Origin of the sequence: Sphingomonas tagetis, assembly GCF_024211275.1 — a bacterium.
Lineage (GTDB): Bacteria > Pseudomonadota > Alphaproteobacteria > Sphingomonadales > Sphingomonadaceae > Sphingomonas > Sphingomonas tagetis.
On sequence record NZ_JAMLDX010000012.1, the window covers coordinates 67,193 to 84,767 of the forward strand.

Genomic DNA, 17,575 nt, shown 5'->3' on the forward strand with positions numbered 1-17,575 from the left:
GTACCCGATCTTTGAAAAATCAATCGATGCGAACAAGTCCGGCGCGGAAGCGGCGCTGCCGGTCCGCATAGCTTTGCGCGGACAACAACAAATGGGCGCGGGCCGCAGGGTCCAGCTCGCGCACCGCGCGCGCGGGACTGCCGACGATCAGGCTGCCCGGCGGGAAGCTCTTGCCCTCGGTCACCAGCGCGCCGGCACCGATCAGGCAGTCGTCGCCGATCACCGCGCGGTTGAGCACGATCGCACCCATGCCGACGAGCACGCGATCGCCGAGCGTGCAGCCGTGGAGCATCGCCTGATGGCCGACCGTGCAGTCCTCGCCGATCGTCAACGGTACGCCGGCGTCGGAATGCAGCATCGCATTTTCCTGGATGTTGCTGCGTTCGCCGACAATGATCGGCGTGTTGTCGGCACGGATGACCGCGCCGAACCACACGCTGGCGCCGGCTGCTAGCCTTGCATCGCCGATGACGTCGGCGCTCGGCGCGACCCAAGCATCCGCATCGACCACCGGCGTCACGCCCTCGAATGCATAAATCGCCATTTTTCAGCCCCCTTGCCGCGACTGCGCATTTTGCACGGTGGCGGAACGTCCCGCCGTTTCAACCGTATATCCACATGACTCGGCGCTGCCGAGCCGGTTTACGGGAGACGGCAGATGATCAACCTTATCGTATTGCTTATCGTGGGCGGCGTGCTTGGCTGGCTGGCCAGCATCGTCATGCGCACCGATGCCCAGCAGGGCATTTTCCTGAATGTCATCGTGGGCATTGTCGGCGCGTTGCTGGCGGGCCTGCTGATCACGCCGATGATCGGCGGCGCCAGCATCACCGAAGGTTCGTTCAGCGCGACGTCGCTGCTGATCTCGTTCCTGGGTGCGGTCGTGCTGCTTGCGATCGTCAATCTGGTGCGCCGCGGATCGGTGCGCTGATCCACGCCTGAAGCAGAAGTTCCCAAGCAACTGGGGCGGCTTGTCCGCCCCAATTTTTTGCGTCAGCGAAGCGCCGCGTCGGGCAGGCCAGGGACGTGAACACCGAGTGCGACCGCCAGCCCCACGGCCCCGAACAGCACCGCCAGCGTCGACGACATGGAGAACAGACCCCAGCCGACTACGGTCACCATTTGCGGGTTCGGGCGCGCGAGGCGGCGATTTTGCTCAGCCGACAGCAACACGAACATCGACAACATGCCGTAGATGAAAACGGAAAACTCGATCATTCCTCAACCCCGCCCACGCGTGTCCCCGACGCCAGCCTATGCGCGAACGATTAAATCTTCACAATCCGGCCGCACGTAATTTCGCCGCACTGCAGCGTAATTTCGTCGCGTAACGCCGAGCTGTGCGACCGCTTTGCCCGTCCGCAGGCGTTGCTGGCCCGGCGGCGCTGCGCTTGCGCGGGCCGCAACGCTCCCCTATCCGCCGCGCGAGACGAGAGAGGGAGACTCGCGCGATGAACAAGCTCTACCCCAACGCAGCCGCCGCTCTGGACGGATTGCTGCATGACGGCATGACCATCTGTGCCGGAGGGTTCGGGCTGTGCGGCATCCCCGAGCGGTTGATCGACGCGATCCGCGACCATGGCGTCAAGGACCTGACCATCGCCAGCAACAATGCCGGGATCGACGGCGAGGGGTTGGGCAAGCTGCTGCGTTCGCGTCAGGTCCGCAAGATGATCTCGTCCTATGTCGGCGAGAACAAGGAGTTCGAGCGCCAGTATCTTGCCGGCGAACTCGAGGTCGAATTCTGCCCGCAGGGCACGTTGGCCGAGCGCTGCCGCGCGGGCGGGGCGGGCATTCCGGGCTTCTATACCAAGACCGGCGTCGGCACGAAGGTGGCCGAGGGCAAGGAGAGCAAGGTGTTCGACGGCCAGGAATATATCCTGGAACGCGGCATCCGCGCCGACCTTTCGATCATCAAGGGCTGGAAGGCGGACGAGGCGGGCAATCTGATCTTCCGCAAGACCGCGCGCAACTTCAACCAGCCGATGGCGACCGCGGCGAACGTCTGCGTCGCCGAGGTCGAGGAAGTGGTGCCGGTCGGCAGCCTCGATCCCGACGCGATTCACCTGCCCGGCATCTATGTGAAGCGCATGATCATCGGCGCGCCCTACGACAAGAAGATCGAGTTCCGCACGACGCGAGCCCGGGAAGCCGTGTGATCCGGCTGCGCGCCGCGCTGGTGCTTGCGTCGGCGGCGGTGCTGACGGGCGGATGCGTGGCGGCAGCGATTCCGGTGATGGCGGGCGGCGTGATCGCACGCGACAAGCTGCGCGATCGCGAAGCTGTCCGCAGACAGGCGGATGCGGCGAAGCGCGAAGCGGTGCCCGCGACGCTGAAGACGCAGGCCGCGCAGGATGCCGTGCGCGACGTCGGCACGGCAGCGTTGCCGTCGGCGGATCGCATCGTGCCGACGACGCTGACCGAGCTGCCGCGGCCGGATAGCGCAGCGGGTGAGGATGCGGCGGCGAGCCTGCAGGCTTATCAGGCGCTGTGGATCTATCTGTCCGCTCAGGCCGCCAAACGGCGGCGCGGCGAACCGCTGCGTTCGGTCGTTCTCGAGCCCGGATCGACGCTGGACGCGCCGCGCTATGTGCCGTGCGAGTCCAAGCCGCTCGCGATCCTGTTCGACCTTGACGAGAACCCGGCCAAGAGCGCGGACGCTGACGCGCGATGGCGGCGGTGGAAGGGCGACGGCAGCGACCCGCTCGTTGCGGTTCCGGGCGCCGTCGATGGCGTCGCGGCGGCGCGGCGCGAAGGGATCGCCGTGATTTTCACGAGCGCGCGCATGCCGGAGGGCGCGAGCGGCGTGGCGGCGGCGGTTGCTCGGCTGGGGCTTGGAGAAGTCGAGCCGGGCAAGACGCTGCAGCTGCGCGGTGGGTTGCCGGGCGACGGCGTCCGCCAGACCATCGCTGCCAGCTATTGCGTGGTCGCGATGGTCGGCGACGCGCTGGGCGATTTCAGCGACCTCTTCCCGCCGGCCGACGCGAGCGGTCGGCAGCCGGCCGCCGTGACCGAGACGATGGTCGCGCCGTTATGGGGCGCGGGCTGGTTCCTGCTCCCCAACCCGGTGCGCAGCACCGCGGCGATTTCAACTGCTTCCAACGGAGAGAAGTGATGCCCTGGACCCGTGACGAAATGGCCGCCCGCGCTGCCAAGGAGCTGAAGGACGGCTTTTACGTGAACCTCGGCATCGGCATCCCGACGCTGGTGGCGAACCATATTCCGGCGGGCGTCACGGTGACGCTGCAGTCGGAAAACGGCATGCTCGGCATCGGCCCGTTCCCCTATGAAGGCGAGGAAGACCCCGACCTGATCAACGCCGGCAAGCAGACGATCAGCGAATTGCCGCAGTCGGTCTATTTCAGCAGCGCCGACAGCTTCGCGATGATCCGCGGCGGGCATGTCGATCTCACCGTGCTGGGCGCGATGGAAATCGCGCAGAATGGCGACATCGCCAACTGGATGATCCCCGGCAAGATGATCAAGGGGATGGGCGGCGCGATGGACCTGGTCGCCGGGGTCAAGAAGGTGATCGTCGTGATGGAGCACAACGCCAAGGACGGCAGCCCCAAGTTCATCGGTGAATGCACGCTGCCGCTGACCGGCAAGAATGTCGTCGACATGATCGTGACCGATCTCGCCGTGTTCCAGCGCGCCGACCATGACTCGCCGTTCCGCCTGATCGAGCTGGCGCCGGGCGTGACCGAAGAAGAGGTCGCCGCGAAAACGACGGCGAATTACGAAGTCGCGCTCGCGGCGGCGTGACGTCACATCCGCGCCGGTTCCGCTTGTGCGGGTACCGGCGCGGGCGTAGCGTCCATGATTATGATTGCATGGTTCCGCCGCCGTTATCTGGACCTGCTCGGCTCCATCTACATTTATAACGAGCATCGCGGCTATACGAGCATCGATCGGGTGCTGGAGGCGGTGCGGGCGCGGGCGCCCGACGATCATGCGCTGATCGCCGCGATCGAGAAGCACCGCGCCGACGAGCGCAAGCATTACCTGATGTTCAAGCGCTGGTTCGAGCTGCGCGGGCAAATGCCGCTGCGCATCGACCGCACCTGCGGCCATATCGACCGCTTCGTCGAGATCATGTTCTGCCGCACGATCGACAATCTCGACACTGATCGCATCATCGCCGAGGACGCGCAGTTTGAACGGCTGTGCCGGGTGATCTCGCTGACCGAGCAGCGCGGGTTCAGGCAGGTGGAAATCCTGTTGCGCCACCCGCTGGTGCGGCACGACAAGGCGCTGATCCGCATCTTTCAGGTGATTCACCGCGACGAGCCGAGCCATTGGGCGCCCTATGACGGCTGGCTGCGCGATCACGGCAAGCGCGAGCCGCGCTGGTGGGAGCGCGCGGTCGACGGGTTCATCCATTCCGAACTGCTGTTCCTCAAGCTGCCGGCTTTGTTCCTCAATCCGCGGCTGCGGCGGCGCGACACCTGGGCGGACGCGGGCGAGGCTGCGATCTAAGCCCAGCTTCGCCCTTGGAAACGTCGCCTGTGCTTGCCGCCGCGCAGCAAAGGCGTAAGGCGAGCGCATCATGGCCAGCAAACCGCTCACCCTCTACGAGAAGATCTGGGCCGCGCACGTCGTGGAGCGCCGCGACGACGGCACCTGCCTGATCTATATCGACCGCCACCTCGTCCACGAAGTGACCAGCCCGCAGGCGTTCGAGGGGCTTCGCATGGCCGGACGGCGCGTGCGGCGGCCCGACCTGACGCTGGCGGTGCCGGACCATAATCTGCCGACCACCGCGCGGATCGATGCGGCGGGCAACCGCCTGCCGATCGCCGACATCGAAAGCGCGCAGCAGCTCGCCGCGCTGGAGCGCAATGTTGCCGAATTCGGCATCGACTATTTCGGCGCGACCGCGCCTGAGCAGGGCATCGTGCATGTCGTCGGGCCGGAACAGGGCTTCACGCTGCCCGGCACGACTCTCGTTTGCGGCGACAGCCACACCTCGGCGCATGGCGCGCTGGGGGCGCTGGCGTTCGGCATCGGCACGAGCGAAGTCGAGCATGTGCTCGCCACGCAGACGCTGCTGCTCAAGCAATCCAAGACGATGGAAATTCGCGTCGATGGCACGCTGGGCTATGGCGTGTCGGCCAAGGATGTCGTGCTGGCGATCATCGGCAAGACGGGCGCGGCGGGCGGCACCGGCTATGTCGTCGAATATACCGGCGATGTGATCCGTGATCTCTCGGTCGAGGGGCGGCTGACGGTCAGCAACATGTCGATCGAGGGCGGCGCGCGTTCCGGCCTGATCGCGCCCGACGAGACCACTTACGCCTATCTCAAAGGGCGGCCGATGGCGCCGCAGGGCGAGAATTGGGACAGGGCGCTGGCGTGGTGGCGGACGCTGCCGACCGATGCTGGCGCGCAATACGACAAGGTCGTGCAGCTTCACGCGAGCGACATCTCGCCGTCGCTCACCTGGGGCACCAGCCCGGAGGACGTCGTGCCGATCACTGGCGTGGTGCCCGATCCCGAGAGCTTCGCGGACCCCGCCAAGCGGATCGCCGCGCAGAAGTCGCTCGACTATATGGGTCTGACGCCGGGCACGCGGATGCAGGACATCGCGGTCGAAAACATCTTCATTGGCAGCTGCACCAACAGCCGGATCGAGGATCTGCGTGCCGCCGCATCGGTGGTGAAGGGGCGCCACGTCGCCGACGGCGTGCGGCAGGCGCTGATCGTGCCCGGCTCTGGGCTGGTCAAGCGCCAGGCTGAGGCCGAGGGGCTCGACCGCATCTTCACCGAGGCGGGGTTCGAGTGGCGCGAGCCGGGCTGTTCGATGTGCCTGGCGATGAATCCGGACAAGGTGCCGCCGGGCGAACGCTGCGCTTCCACTTCGAACCGGAATTTCGTAGGACGGCAGGGTCCGGGGGCGCGTACCCACCTCGTCTCACCCGCAATGGCGGCGGCGGCGGCGGTGACTGGAAAGCTGACGGACGTTCGGGACCTGATGGGTGCCCAATGAGGGGAACGGCCGGTGAAGCGCGTATTGGTGATGCTGGTTGCAGGAACGGCGCTGAGTGGCGCAGCGGCGCTCTATGCGACCGCGACGGCGCAGGCGGTGGAAACGCCCGTGCAGGCACGCGCCGCGCCCTGAGCGCGCGGCACGTTCGAAACACGGCCGATCGCGAACGGGCGGCGGGCAACCGCGCGCCCGCATTGGCGCGTCAGGCATCGGGAGTCTGAAGATGGAAGCGGTGAAGAAGGTCGAGGGCAAGGCCTATCCGTGGGGCGCCAAGAATATCGACACCGATATCATCATTCCGGCGCATTGGCTGAAGACGATCAGCCGCGAAGGGCTGGGCAGGGGCGCGTTCGAGAGCGTGCGTGCGCAGCCGGGTAACATCTTCGACGATCCCGCTTATGCCGGCTCGCCGATTCTGATCGCGGGCGACAATTTCGGCTGCGGGTCGAGCCGCGAGCATGCCGCCTGGGCGCTTGCCGACATGGGCATCAAGGCGGTGATTGCGCCGAGCTATTCCGACATTTTCTCGGGCAACGCCTTCAAGAACGGGATTGTCGCCGTGGTGCTGCCGCAGGAAGCGATCGACCGGCTGGTCGAGGTGGCGAAAACCGATGCGGTGACGATCGACCTCGAGACGATGACGGTCACCACGCCGTTTCAGGACCGCTTCGCATTCGAGATGGACCCATTCCGCCGCGATTGCCTGATGCAAGGGCTGGACGAGGTCGGGCTGACGCTGGCAAGAGATACCGCGATTTCGAAATATGAGTCGTCGGCGGCGGAATCGCGGCCGTGGCTCGTGCGGGAGAGCAGTAATGCGGGCGTTGCTGTCGAAGCAGGTGGGCGGACCTGAAACTCTAACGCTCGAAGAATTGCCTGATCCGACCGTCGCGCCGGGCGAAGTGCTGGTCGCGGTCAAGGCGTGTGCGATCAACTATCCCGACGTCCTGATCATCGAGGACAAATACCAGTTGAAGCCGCCGCGCCCGTTCGCGCCGGGCAGCGAGATCGCCGGCGTGATCGAGGCGGTGGGAGGGGACGTAACTGCGCTCCGGATCGGCGATCGGGTGCTGGGCGCGACCGGGTTCAACGGGCTGTCGGAGAAGGTCGCGGTCGATCAGCGGCGGCTTTACCGAATGCCGGACGGCATGAGCTTCGAGCAGGGCGCGTCGCTGCTGATGACCTATGGCACCAGCATCCATGCGCTGCTCGACCGCGGGCATTTGAAGGCTGGCGACACGCTGCTGGTGCTGGGCGCGGCGGGCGGGATCGGGCTGTCGGTGATCGAACTCGGCAAGGCGTTCGGTGCGCGCGTGGTCGCGGCGGCATCGAGCGAGGAGAAGGCGGCGGCCGCACGCGCGGCGGGAGCGGACGAGGTCTTGGTCTATGGCCGCGCGCCGTTCGACAAGGACCAGTCCAAGGCGCTTGCCGAGCAGTTCAAGGCAGCGGTCGGGCCGAATGGCGCGCAGGTCATCTACGATCCCGTCGGCGGCGACTATGCCGAGCCGGCGCTGCGCTCGATCGGCTGGGAAGGGCGCTATCTGGTGGTCGGCTTTCCGGCGGGCATCCCGAAACTGCCGCTCAACCTCACGCTCCTCAAAAGTTGCGACGTCTGCGGTGTGTTCTGGGGCGCCTTCGCGGCGCGCGATCCCAAGGCCAACGCGGCGCATGTCGAGCATCTGTTCCGGCTGTGGGAAGCGGGCAAGATCTCGCCCCATGTCAGCGAGACCTTCGCGCTGGAGGATGGCGGCAAGGCGATCGCGAAGCTCGCCGGGCGCGGCGCGATCGGCAAGCTGGTGGTGAGGGTGGCGAACTGACCGTTCAGCGTGCTGCCGCCGCCAGTTGCCAGTTCACCGCGGCCTGACGCGCGAACACCTGGCTGAACTGGCGGAACGTGTCGGCGCCTTCGCCGGTCTGGCGCGCGGCGATCTGGCGAATATGCTCTCCAGCGCGGCGATAGAGCGTGCGCGAGCGCGGAAAATCACCGCGGTCCTGCGTATAGATCGCCCAGTTGGCCAGCGCCTGCACGGTCACCGGCACCGTCGGCCCGAACACGCGTTCGAACACCATTGCCGCGTCGCGATAATAGGGGCCGGCCTGCGCGGCGCGTCCGGTCTTCTCATAGAGGATCGCCATGTGCAGCTTCGCGTTCGCCGCCAGCGCGCCGCCCGGCGCGGCGATCTCGCCTTGCTTGATCGCATGGTCGAGCAGCGGTTCGGCCTCGGCATAGGCGCGCTGTTCGAGCTTCAACGAACCGAGCTTCAACGCCGACACCAGCGTTAGTACCGAGGTGTCGCCCAACGCCGCGCGCGAAATATAATATCCGGCCTCCAGGAAGCTGCCGGCGAGATCGGCGCGGCCCTTTTCCAGCAAGGTCGAGCCGATATTGAGCGCGCTGACCGCGGTCAGCGGATGCCCGCCATAGACGCGCATCATGGTCATCGTTGCGTTGAGCTTGATCGTCAGCGCCTCGACCACGCGGCCCTGCGCCTCCATCGAATCGGCGAGGTCGAGAACGGCCAGCGTAGATTCGAAGCCGTCCCGGCCATAGCCCGCTTCCTTCAGATCGGCGATCGTCTGGTAGAGCTTCTCCGCTTCCTGCGCCTTCCCCGCCTTCTGCAGTGCGCGGGCGCGGCGCAGCATGGGGTTGGTGAAGCGCGCGTTATCGGCGGCGGCGAATTGCGCGATCACCTGATCCGCCACGGCGCTGGCCTCGGCGGCTGCCTTTTCATTGCCTTTCACCTCCGCCAGATCGACCAGCGCCTCGATCGCTTCGGCCAGCGAATCCTGATGGCCCGCGCCCAGCGCCTGGAAGAGGTTGATGCTCTGCATCAGCATCTTGGCACCGTCATCGGTGTTGCCGCGAATGATCTGTAGCGTCGCGACATTGAACGCCGCTTCGCCCATCTGCACCGAGGCCATCAGGTTGTTCGACTGGATCAGTCCGATCGCCTCGCCCAGCGCATCGACTGCCGGTTCCCAGCTGCCGGCGTAGATGCGTGCCTCGGCGACGACGAGCAGCGCTTCGACCGTCTTCATCGCAGGCAGTTTGCCCGCCTTCGATTTGGCCGCGAGTTCCACGCCGATCTTTTCCGCCTCGTTGTGACGGCCGATCTTAGCCAGCGCAAAGGCGCGCAGCACTGCCGCGTCGTGACAGCCGTCGGGGCGCTTGCATTGCTTGAGTTCAGCGTCGAGGAGCTTGAGCCCCTGCAAGACCCGTCCCGACCGCACGGCCAGCTCGGCTTGTTCGGTCACCTCCCAGCGTCGCGCCAGTGCTGCGTCGGCGGTTTGCGGGACGGCGAGCGCCACAAGCAGCGACAGCGGTGCCGCAATGTGGACGGTAATTGCCTTCAAGCCGAGCAGCATCGTCTCGATCCCCCGAACGATCCCGGGAGGTTAGCGAGCGATGTTGCAAAGGAAAGCGTTACTTGCCGCCTTGCCGCCGCGCCATGAACGCGAGCCGTTCGAACAGCATCACGTCCTGCTCATTCTTGAGCAGCGCGCCGTGGAGCGGCGGGATCGCCTTGGTCGGGTCGCGGTTCTGCAGCACGTCGAGCGGCATGTCCTCGTGCAGCAGCAGTTTGAGCCAGTCGAGCAGTTCGCTGGTCGACGGCTTCTTCTTGAGGCCGGGCACCTCGCGGATGTCGTAGAAGATGTCCATCGCCTTGCTGACGAGGATCTTCTGGATGCCGGGGAAGTGGACGTCGACGATCGCCTGCATCGTCTCGCGGTCGGGAAATTTGATGTAATGGAAGAAGCAACGGCGCAGGAACGCGTCGGGCAGTTCCTTCTCGTTGTTCGAGGTGATGACGACGATCGGGCGCTCGGCTGCGCGCACCGTCTCGTTGGTCTCATAGACGTGGAACGCCATGCGATCGAGTTCGTGGAGCAGGTCGTTGGGGAATTCGATGTCGGCCTTGTCGATCTCGTCGATCAGCAGCACGGGGAGCTGCGGCGAGGTGAACGCCTCCCACAATTTGCCCTTGCGGATATAGTTGCCGATGTCGTGGACACGTTCGTCGCCGAGCTGGCCGTCGCGCAGCCGGGCGACCGCGTCATATTCGTATAGGCCCTGATGCGCCTTGGTCGTCGACTTGACGTTCCACTCGATCAGCGGCGCGCCGACCGCCTTGGCGATTTCATAAGCGAGGACGGTCTTGCCGGTGCCCGGCTCGCCCTTGACCAGCAACGGACGGCGCAGCGTGACGGCGGCGTTGACCGCGACCTTGAGGTCGTCGGTCGCGACATAATCCTGTGTGCCTTCGAAACGCATGCCGGTTCCCGCGAGATTGGAAGATCGGGTAGGCGGTAGCGAGGTTTTGCGCCGCAGCGCAAGCGCGCTTTTGTTCGTAGAACCGCACCAGCCCGCTCCCCCACCCGGCCTCCCACACGGTACCTTCGATGGGTGGCCGGGTGGGGGAGCGGGCTGGTGCGGCCGAATGCGCCAGGCGCATTCGCAAAAGTCAGTGCCGGTCGCGGGCGCTCGCGCGGGCTTCGAGCAGGTCCCACAGGCCGCGATGTTGGGCGAGCATCTGCTGCGCGCCGAAAAGCATCGCGCGTTCGACCGAGAGACGCGCGGCGAGCGCGTCGATCACGGTCGCGGTCTCGTACAGCGGCGGCAGCGGCGAGCCGGGCGGGTCGATGCCGAGGCGGCGCGCGGCGATGTCGAGCACCGAGCGGATCGCCGGCCAGTCCATGATCAGCGCGAGCGCAGTGCCGTCGGCGCAGCCGGTGCGGTCGGACTGGGCGAGCATGTCGAGTGCGTGGCGCTGCGCGGCAACGGCGGCTTCCGAAGCGGCCTGCCCCGGCGTGCTGGGCAGCGGACCGGCGGCGGCGACGAGGCGGACGACGAAGGCGCGTTCGGCGGCAAAGGCGGGCATCACCTCGGCCAGCCAGGCGGAAGTGGCGGGTTCGCGCGAGTGCGATGCGGCCTGTTCGACCACGTCAGGATGGCGCGCGTGGAGCAGGCAGAGCTGATGCACCACGTCCGACAAGTCTCGCATCGCCGGCGTGCCGGTGCCCAGACGTGCGAGAAACCGATGGCTGGCGCTGCCATCCGCGGCGACGAGCGCCGTCAGGGTGCCCGACGCACCGCCCAATCCCGCAGTCTGGACCGAATCGAAAGCCATCATATCCCCACGCTCGAACGCGCGCCGGAAAGCCCGTCGCGTGCCGATCTTGTGCAACCGGGGTCTATACCGAAGCGCGTAAAGACCTGGTTGATGCCGGGTTTACCGTTCGTGCAGCATTCGCAGGCGAGCAAATGACGGGGTACGTCGCATCGGCTCAACCAAATCTCGATTGACAGGCGGGGCTGCCGCGCGCGAATTGGATGGCATGGGGATCGCGATCTCCCCACGAGGCGACAGCTGAAGAATCGCGTCCTGGCCATTTAGAAGGACGCATCATGCCCTCGTTCAACAATATTGCCGTCGACAAGCTCGCGCGGTTGATCGCCACGCCGGCCGCGCCGGCGCTCGTCGACGTCCGTGGCGGTTCCGACGGCCGCATCATTCCGGGATCGATTCAATATCCGGCGGATCAGGTCGAGCATTGGGCGGGCGCCGTCGGCGCCGCCTCGGCCGTGGTCATCGATGACGATGGCGGCACCACGGCGCAGGCCGTCGCGGCGTGGCTGCGCAGCACGGGATTGCAGGCGGAAACGCTGGACGGCGGCTATGCGGCGTGGCGCACGGCGAAACTGCCCACCGTCTCGCTCCACCGGCTGCCGCGCCGCGATGGCGAAGGGCGAACCTTGTGGGTCACGCGCGTGCGGCCCAAGATCGACCGCATCGCCTGTCCGTGGCTGATCCGCCGTTTCGTCGATCCGCGCGCACGGTTCCTGTTCGTTCCGGCGGGCGAGGTCATCACCATCGCCGAGCGGCTGGGCGCGGCGGCGTTCGACCTCAATCAGGACGGCGTGTTCTGGAGCCACCGTGGCGAGCGCTGCACCTTCGACCTGATGGTCGAGGAGTTCGGGCTGAGCGGCACGCCCGCGCTCGACTATCTCGCCGGGATCGTCCGCGGGGCGGACACGGGGCATCCCGATCTGGTGCCGGAGGCGGCTGGCCTGCTCGCCGTCTCGCTCGGCCTGTCGCGAATGTATGCCGACGATCTCGAGCAACTCGAGGCCGGAATGCTCGTCTATGACGCACTGTACCGATGGTGCCGCGACGCGCGCGACGAGACGCATGACTGGAGCGTGCACCAGCCGCGCGAGGTGCGCGCATGAGCGGCGTGGCCATCGCAGAGGCGGTGCCGGTGCGTCCGGCGCCGGTCTCGTTGCGCGAAGCCTTTTGGGTTTGGCTGCGCATCGCCGCATTGTCGTTCGGCGGGCCGGCGGGACAGATCGCGGTGATGCATCGCATTCTGGTCGAGGAGAAGCGCTGGATCGGTGAGCACCGGTTCCTGCACGCGCTCAACTATTGCATGTTGCTCCCGGGGCCGGAGGCGCAGCAGCTGGCGACCTATATCGGCTGGCTGATGCACAAGACCAAAGGTGGGATCGTCGCCGGGGCGCTGTTCGTGCTGCCGGGCATGATCTCGATCATGGCGCTGAGCTGGATCTATGTGCTGTACGGAAGGGTCGGCTTCGTCTCGGCGCTGTTCTTCGGCCTCAAGGCGGCGGTTCTGGCGATCGTGCTGCAGGCAGTGACGCGAATCGGGCGGCGGGCGCTGAAGAATGCGGCAATGCGCTGGATTGCGGCGGGCGCATTCGTCGCGATCTTCTTCCTCGGTGCGCCGTTTCCGCTGGTCGTGCTGGCGGCAGCGTTGATCGGCTATGTCGGCGGAAAGCGTGGCGTCGCGGCGTTCAGCGTGGGCGGTGGGCATGGCAGCTCGGGCGGCGTCGAGGTGGCCGATGCCGATACGCTGCTCGGCGAGGAATTGCCGGCGCATGCGCGGCCGACGATCCGCCAGACGGTGCGCGACGCGCTGGTCTGGCTGGTGTTGTGGCTCGCGCCGGTCGCCGCGCTGATCGCGTGGCTGGGGCCGGACGATGTGTTCAGCCAGATCGCGACCTTCTTCTCGACCATGGCGATGGTGACGTTCGGCGGCGCTTACGCAGTGCTCGCCTATGTCGCGCAGGAGGCGGTGCAGTCCTATCAATGGCTCGCGCCGGGCGAGATGCTCGACGGGCTGGGCATGGCGGAGACGACGCCGGGGCCGCTGATCATGGTGCTGCAGTTCGTCGGCTTTCTCGGCGCCTATCGCGATCCCGGTATGCTGTCGCCGCTGCTGGCGGGCACGCTGGGCGGGTTGCTGGCGACCTGGGTGACGTTCACCCCGTGTTTCCTGTGGATCTTCCTGGGGGCGCCGTTCATCGAGCGGATGCGCGACAACAAGGCGCTGTCGGGCGCGCTGTCGGCGATCACGGCGGCGGTGGTCGGCGTTGTGCTCAACCTCGCCATCTGGTTTGCGATCCACACGCTGTTTCGCGAGACGCTGCCGGTCGCGGCGGGGCCGCTGCGATTCGACATGCCGGTGCTGATGAGCATCGATCCCTGGGCGGCGGTGCTGGCCCTGGCGGCGATCGTCGCGATGTTCCGGTGGAATGTCGGCGTGTTCACGACGCTGGCGAGCGCCGCGGCGGCGGGCATCGGACTGCACCTCGCCGGGTTGATCTGAACCAAAAAGGGCGGGTTTGCGGCCCGCCCTCTGCTTCTACTGGTCGAGGAACGACCGCATCTTGCGGCTGCGGCTCGGGTGCTTGAGCTTGCGCAGCGCCTTCGCCTCGATCTGACGGATGCGTTCGCGGGTGACCGAGAACTGCTGGCCGACTTCCTCGAGCGTGTGATCGGTGTTCATGCCGATGCCGAAGCGCATGCGCAGCACGCGTTCTTCGCGCGGCGTGAGCGAGGCGAGCACGCGGGTCACGGTTTCCTTGAGGTTCGCCTGAATCGCCGCGTCGACCGGAATGATCGCGTTCTTGTCCTCGATGAAATCGCCGAGATGCGAATCCTCCTCGTCGCCGATCGGCGTTTCGAGGCTGATCGGCTCCTTGGCGATCTTCATCACCTTGCGGACCTTCTCGAGCGGCATCGAGAGGCGCTCGGCCATTTCCTCGGGCGTGGGCTCGCGGCCCTGCTCGTGGAGGAACTGACGGCTGGTGCGGACCAGCTTGTTGATCGTCTCGATCATGTGCACCGGGATGCGGATCGTGCGCGCCTGATCAGCGATCGAGCGGGTGATCGCCTGACGGATCCACCAGGTCGCATAGGTGCTGAACTTGTAGCCGCGGCGATACTCGAACTTGTCGACCGCCTTCATCAGGCCGATGTTGCCCTCCTGAATGAGATCCAGGAACTGCAGGCCGCGGTTGGTGTATTTCTTGGCGATCGAGATCACGAGGCGCAGGTTCGCCTCGACCATTTCCTTCTTGGCGATGCGCGCCTCGCGCTCGCCCTTCTGCACCATGTTGACGATGCGGCGGAATTCGGTGAGCGCCATGCCGGTCTGCTGGCTGATCTCGGCGACTTCGACACGGATGCGATCGACCGCAGCGGCCTCGTTCGTGGCAAAGGCGGCCCACTTCTTGTCGAGATTGCCGACCGCCTGAAGCCACTGCTCGTCCATCTCGTGATCGACATAGCGATCGAGAAAGTCCTTGCGGTTGACCTTGTGGCGCTCCGCGAGGCGCAGCATCTGGCCGCCTAGCGCGGTCAGGCGGCGGTTGAAGCTGTAGAGCTGGTCGACGAGATATTCGATCTTCGCCTGATGGAACTGGACGCTCTCGACCTCGGCGGTGAGCTCTTCGCGCAGCTTCTGATATTTCTTCTCGTCGGCCGCGGTCAGTTCGCCGCCCGCCGCCATCGCGTCGAGCCGCTGCTGCTGGACCTTGGAGAATTTCTTGTAGATCGCGGTGATGTTGGCGAACTTCTCGAGCGCCTGCGGCTTGAGCGTCTCCTCCATCTGGGCGAGGGAGAGCGTGTTGTCCTCCTCGTCGTCGTCCGACTGGCGCGGGGTGCGGCGCTCGGTCAGCTCGTCATCCTCGTCGTCGGCGGGGGCCTCTTCGGGCTCCTCCTCTTCCTTGATGCTCGCACCGGCTGTCTTCTCGCTGATCTCGCCGCTGTCATCCTCTTCGGCGCCTTCGACCTGCTCGGCCGAAGGACCCTTGTTGAGCATGGCGTCGAGGTCGAGGATCTCGCGAAGCTGCATCGTGCCTTCGTTGAGCGCGTCGGACCAGCCGATGATCGCGTTGAAGGTGATCGGCGATTCGCACAGGCCGAGGATCATCGTGTCGCGGCCGGCCTCGATCCGCTTGGCGATCGCGATCTCGCCTTCGCGCGAAAGCAGCTCGACCGCCCCCATCTCGCGCAGGTACATGCGAACGGGATCGTCGGTGCGATCGACCGTTTCCTTCTTCTTCTGGATCTCGAAGGCGGGCTCGTCGTCCTTCTCGGCATCGACCTCGTCAGGGGTATCGTCCTCGGGCTGGTCGTCCTCGCCGACATCCTCATTTTCGACGACGTTGACGCCCATATCGGACAGCGCCGACATCACGTCCTCGATCTGTTCGGAAGTGAACTGATCCTGCGGCAGCATCTCGTTGAGCTGGTCGACGGTGATGTAGCCGCGCTTCTTGGCGCGGGCCACCAGCTTCTTGATGGAGCCTTCGTTGAGATCGATCAGCGGCGCGTCGCCCGTTTCCGTGGTGTCCGCAGTGTCCGCCATGATTGCCTTTGCCATCGAATGCCTTTTATCGGATGGCGGCTATTATACGCCGCCTATTCGCTGAATTAGTCGTCGTCCGCAAGCATCAGATTCGCGAGCCGCGATTCGAGTTCCGCCTTGCGCCGCACGAGCGCCACTTGCCGCTCGAACGCCTCGTCGCTGAACCGCGCCTGCACCGCCGCCGTCGCCTCGGCAAGCGCGGCATCGACCTGCGGCCTGGCCGCCAGCACCGCGATCGCCTCACCCAGATCGAGCGACGCGCGCCCCGCGTCCCATTCCTTCTGCGTGAAGGTGAAGGGCAGCGTGTCTGCACGTAGCAGCTCGGATGCCACTGAATCGAAACCGGACGCGGCCAATATGGTGCGCAGGCGAGCGGTATCAAGCGCTTGATCTTCCAGCGCGACATCGACCACCGCCTCGAACAATCGGCCAAGGGCATTGTCGGCGAGCCGCAGGCTCGACAGCGTCTCCATATGGCGCGCGATCTCGGCGGGGTGGCGGATCAGGCCGGCGAGGATCGCCTTGGCCAGCACGCGGTCGATACCGGTGGCGCCAAGCGCCTGCGTCGCCGGGCTGGGCGGAGGTTCGGGCGGCTGCCAGCGTTGACCGGGCTTACCCGGCTTGAACGGCGTCCGCGGGCTGAAGCTGCGCGGGGCGGGGGCGAAATGCGCGTCGAAGCGGTTGCGGAACTCGGCGACATATTCGTGGCGGACATTGCCGTCCTGAATCGTCGCGGCGAGATCGGACAGGCGGCGCTTGAGCCCGGCACGCGCCTCGGGGGTTTCGAGCGGCTCGGCGGCGAGCTCGTGATGCCAGATACGGTCGGCGAGCGGCTGGGCGGCAGCGAGCAGCGCCTCGAACGCCTGCGGGCCGGCGCTGCGGACGAGATCGTCGGGGTCCTGGCCGTTGGGGAGCGTCACGAAGGCGAGGCTGCGGCCGGGCGCGAGATGGGGCAAAGCGCGGTGCGCGGCGCGGATCGCGGCCTTCTGCCCCGCGCTGTCGCCGTCAAAGGCGAGCAGGGGGACGTCGGCCATGCGCCACAGCCGCTCGATCTGGTGTTCGGTGAGGGCGGTGCCGAGCGGCGCGACCGCCTCGCCGAACCCGGCCTGAGCGAGCGCGATCACGTCCATATAGCCCTCGACCGCGATGATCCGTCCGGTCTTGCGCGAGGCGGCGGCGGCGCGGTCGAGATTGTAGAGCGTGCGGCCCTTGTCGAAGAGCGGCGTTTCGGGGGAGTTTAAATATTTCGGCTCGCCCTCGCCGATGATCCGCCCGCCGAACGCGATCACCCGCCCGCGCGCGTCGTTGATCGGGATCATCAGCCGGCCGCGAAAGCGGTCGTATGGCTCCTTGTTCTCGACCTGGATCAACATACCGGCCTCGACCAGCATGGGGTCGCCGTAGGATTTGAGCGCCTCCTTGAGCTTGGTGCGCGAATCCGGGGCATAGCCGAGGCCGAAGGCGCGGGCGGTGTCGGCGTTGATCCCGCGGCGTTCGAGTATCGCGCGCGCCTCGGCCCCGGCGATGCCGTGCAGCTGGTCGGCATAGAATTTGGCGGCGTTGGCCATCGCCTCGTGCAGGCCCTTGGCCTTTTCGGCCTTTTCGGCGGCGCGCGGGTCCGCCTGCGGCACGTCCATCCCGGCGGCGGCGGCGAGTTCCTTGACCGCGTCGATGAACGGAAGGCCCTGCTGATCGGTCAGCCAGCGGATCGCGTCGCCATGCGCGCCGCAGCCGAAGCAATGGTAGAAGCCCTTGTCGTCGTTAATCGTGAACGACGGCGTCTTCTCGTTGTGGAACGGGCAGCACGCCTTCCACTCGCGCCCGGCGCGCGTGATCTTCACGCTGCGGCCGATCAGGGCCGAGAGCGTGGTGCGGGCGCGGAGCTCGTCGAGGAAGGCGGGGGTCAGGCTCACC

General features: G+C 66.4%; 17 protein-coding genes. 10 read left to right on the plus strand and 7 right to left on the minus strand.

The window, feature by feature from the left end; all coding sequences use genetic code 11:
- Window positions 1-19: 19 nt before the first annotated feature.
- Complete coding sequence (locus tag M9978_RS15105; RefSeq protein ID WP_254294609.1) at window positions 20-544, minus strand: gamma carbonic anhydrase family protein; 525 nt, start codon at window positions 542-544, stop codon at window positions 20-22.
- Between the two features lie 114 nt (window positions 545-658).
- On the opposite strand from M9978_RS15105, the gene M9978_RS15110 reads away from it, so the two are divergent.
- Window positions 659-931 carry a GlsB/YeaQ/YmgE family stress response membrane protein gene (locus M9978_RS15110; RefSeq protein WP_302054034.1) on the plus strand — a complete coding sequence of 91 codons (273 nt, stop codon included), beginning with the start codon at window positions 659-661 and terminating at the stop codon, window positions 929-931.
- 62 nt (window positions 932-993) lie between these two features.
- Here M9978_RS15110 and M9978_RS15115 read toward each other — a convergent pair whose 3' ends face one another.
- The gene (locus tag M9978_RS15115; RefSeq protein WP_254294611.1) at window positions 994-1,218 is read right to left on the minus strand and encodes a hypothetical protein; all 225 of its coding nucleotides are present in this window, start codon (window positions 1,216-1,218) and stop codon (window positions 994-996) included.
- A gap of 233 nt (window positions 1,219-1,451) precedes the next feature.
- On the opposite strand from M9978_RS15115, the gene M9978_RS15120 reads away from it, so the two are divergent.
- The 7 genes from M9978_RS15120 (at window position 1,452) to M9978_RS15150 (ending at window position 7,806) form a co-directional block, all read left to right on the plus strand.
- Window positions 1,452-2,159 carry a CoA transferase subunit A gene (locus tag M9978_RS15120; protein WP_254294613.1) on the plus strand — a complete coding sequence of 236 codons (708 nt, stop codon included), beginning with the start codon at window positions 1,452-1,454 and terminating at the stop codon, window positions 2,157-2,159.
- Window positions 2,156-3,115 carry an HAD family hydrolase gene (locus M9978_RS15125; protein WP_254294614.1) on the plus strand — a complete coding sequence of 320 codons (960 nt, stop codon included), beginning with the start codon at window positions 2,156-2,158 and terminating at the stop codon, window positions 3,113-3,115. Before M9978_RS15120 ends, M9978_RS15125 begins: the two co-directional genes overlap by 4 nt.
- Window positions 3,115-3,765 carry a CoA transferase subunit B gene (locus M9978_RS15130; RefSeq protein WP_254294616.1) on the plus strand — a complete coding sequence of 217 codons (651 nt, stop codon included), beginning with the start codon at window positions 3,115-3,117 and terminating at the stop codon, window positions 3,763-3,765. Before M9978_RS15125 ends, M9978_RS15130 begins: the two co-directional genes overlap by 1 nt.
- A gap of 54 nt (window positions 3,766-3,819) precedes the next feature.
- Complete coding sequence (locus M9978_RS15135; protein ID WP_254294619.1) at window positions 3,820-4,479, plus strand: ferritin-like domain-containing protein; 660 nt, start codon at window positions 3,820-3,822, stop codon at window positions 4,477-4,479.
- A 70-nt stretch (window positions 4,480-4,549) separates the two neighbouring features.
- Window positions 4,550-5,989: a 3-isopropylmalate dehydratase large subunit gene (gene leuC / locus M9978_RS15140; RefSeq protein ID WP_254294621.1), complete on the plus strand. Its 1,440-nt coding sequence runs from the start codon at window positions 4,550-4,552 to the stop codon at window positions 5,987-5,989.
- Window positions 5,990-6,212: 223 nt separating this feature from the next.
- Window positions 6,213-6,842, plus strand: coding sequence for a 3-isopropylmalate dehydratase small subunit (leuD, locus tag M9978_RS15145; protein WP_254294623.1), 630 nt, complete (start codon window positions 6,213-6,215; stop codon window positions 6,840-6,842).
- Window positions 6,805-7,806 (plus strand): NADPH:quinone oxidoreductase family protein, encoded by a 1,002-nt coding sequence (locus tag M9978_RS15150; protein WP_254294625.1) that lies wholly within the window; start codon window positions 6,805-6,807, stop codon window positions 7,804-7,806. Before leuD ends, M9978_RS15150 begins: the two co-directional genes overlap by 38 nt.
- Window positions 7,807-7,810: 4 nt before the next feature.
- Here the strand turns inward: M9978_RS15150 and M9978_RS15155 are convergent, their stop codons facing one another.
- From M9978_RS15155 to M9978_RS15165, 3 genes are all read right to left on the minus strand, one after another.
- Entirely contained in the window at window positions 7,811-9,355 is a 1,545-nt protein-coding gene (locus M9978_RS15155) for a tetratricopeptide repeat protein (RefSeq protein ID WP_254294628.1), read from the minus strand.
- 58 nt (window positions 9,356-9,413) lie between these two features.
- Window positions 9,414-10,262, minus strand: a complete 849-nt coding sequence (locus M9978_RS15160; RefSeq protein WP_254294630.1) for an AAA family ATPase — start codon at window positions 10,260-10,262, stop codon at window positions 9,414-9,416.
- A gap of 190 nt (window positions 10,263-10,452) precedes the next feature.
- The gene (locus tag M9978_RS15165; RefSeq protein ID WP_254294632.1) at window positions 10,453-11,118 is read right to left on the minus strand and encodes a DUF6975 family protein; all 666 of its coding nucleotides are present in this window, start codon (window positions 11,116-11,118) and stop codon (window positions 10,453-10,455) included.
- Between the two features lie 278 nt (window positions 11,119-11,396).
- On the opposite strand from M9978_RS15165, the gene M9978_RS15170 reads away from it, so the two are divergent.
- Together M9978_RS15170 and chrA are read left to right on the plus strand one after the other, a co-directional pair.
- Entirely contained in the window at window positions 11,397-12,221 is an 825-nt protein-coding gene (locus tag M9978_RS15170; protein WP_254294634.1) for a chromate resistance protein ChrB domain-containing protein, read from the plus strand.
- Window positions 12,218-13,615, plus strand: coding sequence for a chromate efflux transporter (gene chrA, locus M9978_RS15175; protein WP_254294636.1), 1,398 nt, complete (start codon window positions 12,218-12,220; stop codon window positions 13,613-13,615). The genes M9978_RS15170 and chrA overlap by 4 nt, the downstream gene beginning before the upstream one ends.
- A 36-nt stretch (window positions 13,616-13,651) precedes the next feature.
- Here chrA and rpoD read toward each other — a convergent pair whose 3' ends face one another.
- The gene (rpoD, locus tag M9978_RS15180) at window positions 13,652-15,676 is read right to left on the minus strand and encodes an RNA polymerase sigma factor RpoD (RefSeq protein WP_254294638.1); all 2,025 of its coding nucleotides are present in this window, start codon (window positions 15,674-15,676) and stop codon (window positions 13,652-13,654) included.
- Window positions 15,677-15,726: 50 nt separating this feature from the next.
- Complete coding sequence (gene dnaG, locus M9978_RS15185; protein ID WP_254294640.1) at window positions 15,727-17,574, minus strand: DNA primase; 1,848 nt, start codon at window positions 17,572-17,574, stop codon at window positions 15,727-15,729.
- Window position 17,575: the final 1 nt, after the last annotated feature.

Coding starts and splice junctions, on each gene's coding strand:
- M9978_RS15105 (WP_254294609.1), bottom strand. CDS start 544: ATGGCGATTTATGCATTCGAGGGCGTGACGCCGGTGGTCGATGCGGAT.
- M9978_RS15110 (WP_302054034.1), top strand. CDS start 659: ATGATCAACCTTATCGTATTGCTTATCGTGGGCGGCGTGCTTGGCTGG.
- M9978_RS15115 (WP_254294611.1), bottom strand. CDS start 1,218: ATGATCGAGTTTTCCGTTTTCATCTACGGCATGTTGTCGATGTTCGTG.
- M9978_RS15120 (WP_254294613.1), top strand. CDS start 1,452: ATGAACAAGCTCTACCCCAACGCAGCCGCCGCTCTGGACGGATTGCTG.
- M9978_RS15130 (WP_254294616.1), top strand. CDS start 3,115: ATGCCCTGGACCCGTGACGAAATGGCCGCCCGCGCTGCCAAGGAGCTG.
- M9978_RS15135 (WP_254294619.1), top strand. CDS start 3,820: ATGATTATGATTGCATGGTTCCGCCGCCGTTATCTGGACCTGCTCGGC.
- leuC (WP_254294621.1), top strand. CDS start 4,550: ATGGCCAGCAAACCGCTCACCCTCTACGAGAAGATCTGGGCCGCGCAC.
- leuD (WP_254294623.1), top strand. CDS start 6,213: ATGGAAGCGGTGAAGAAGGTCGAGGGCAAGGCCTATCCGTGGGGCGCC.
- M9978_RS15150 (WP_254294625.1), top strand. CDS start 6,805: ATGCGGGCGTTGCTGTCGAAGCAGGTGGGCGGACCTGAAACTCTAACG.
- M9978_RS15155 (WP_254294628.1), bottom strand. CDS start 9,355: ATGCTGCTCGGCTTGAAGGCAATTACCGTCCACATTGCGGCACCGCTG.
- M9978_RS15160 (WP_254294630.1), bottom strand. CDS start 10,262: ATGCGTTTCGAAGGCACACAGGATTATGTCGCGACCGACGACCTCAAG.
- M9978_RS15165 (WP_254294632.1), bottom strand. CDS start 11,118: ATGGCTTTCGATTCGGTCCAGACTGCGGGATTGGGCGGTGCGTCGGGC.
- M9978_RS15170 (WP_254294634.1), top strand. CDS start 11,397: ATGCCCTCGTTCAACAATATTGCCGTCGACAAGCTCGCGCGGTTGATC.
- chrA (WP_254294636.1), top strand. CDS start 12,218: ATGAGCGGCGTGGCCATCGCAGAGGCGGTGCCGGTGCGTCCGGCGCCG.
- rpoD (WP_254294638.1), bottom strand. CDS start 15,676: ATGGCAAAGGCAATCATGGCGGACACTGCGGACACCACGGAAACGGGC.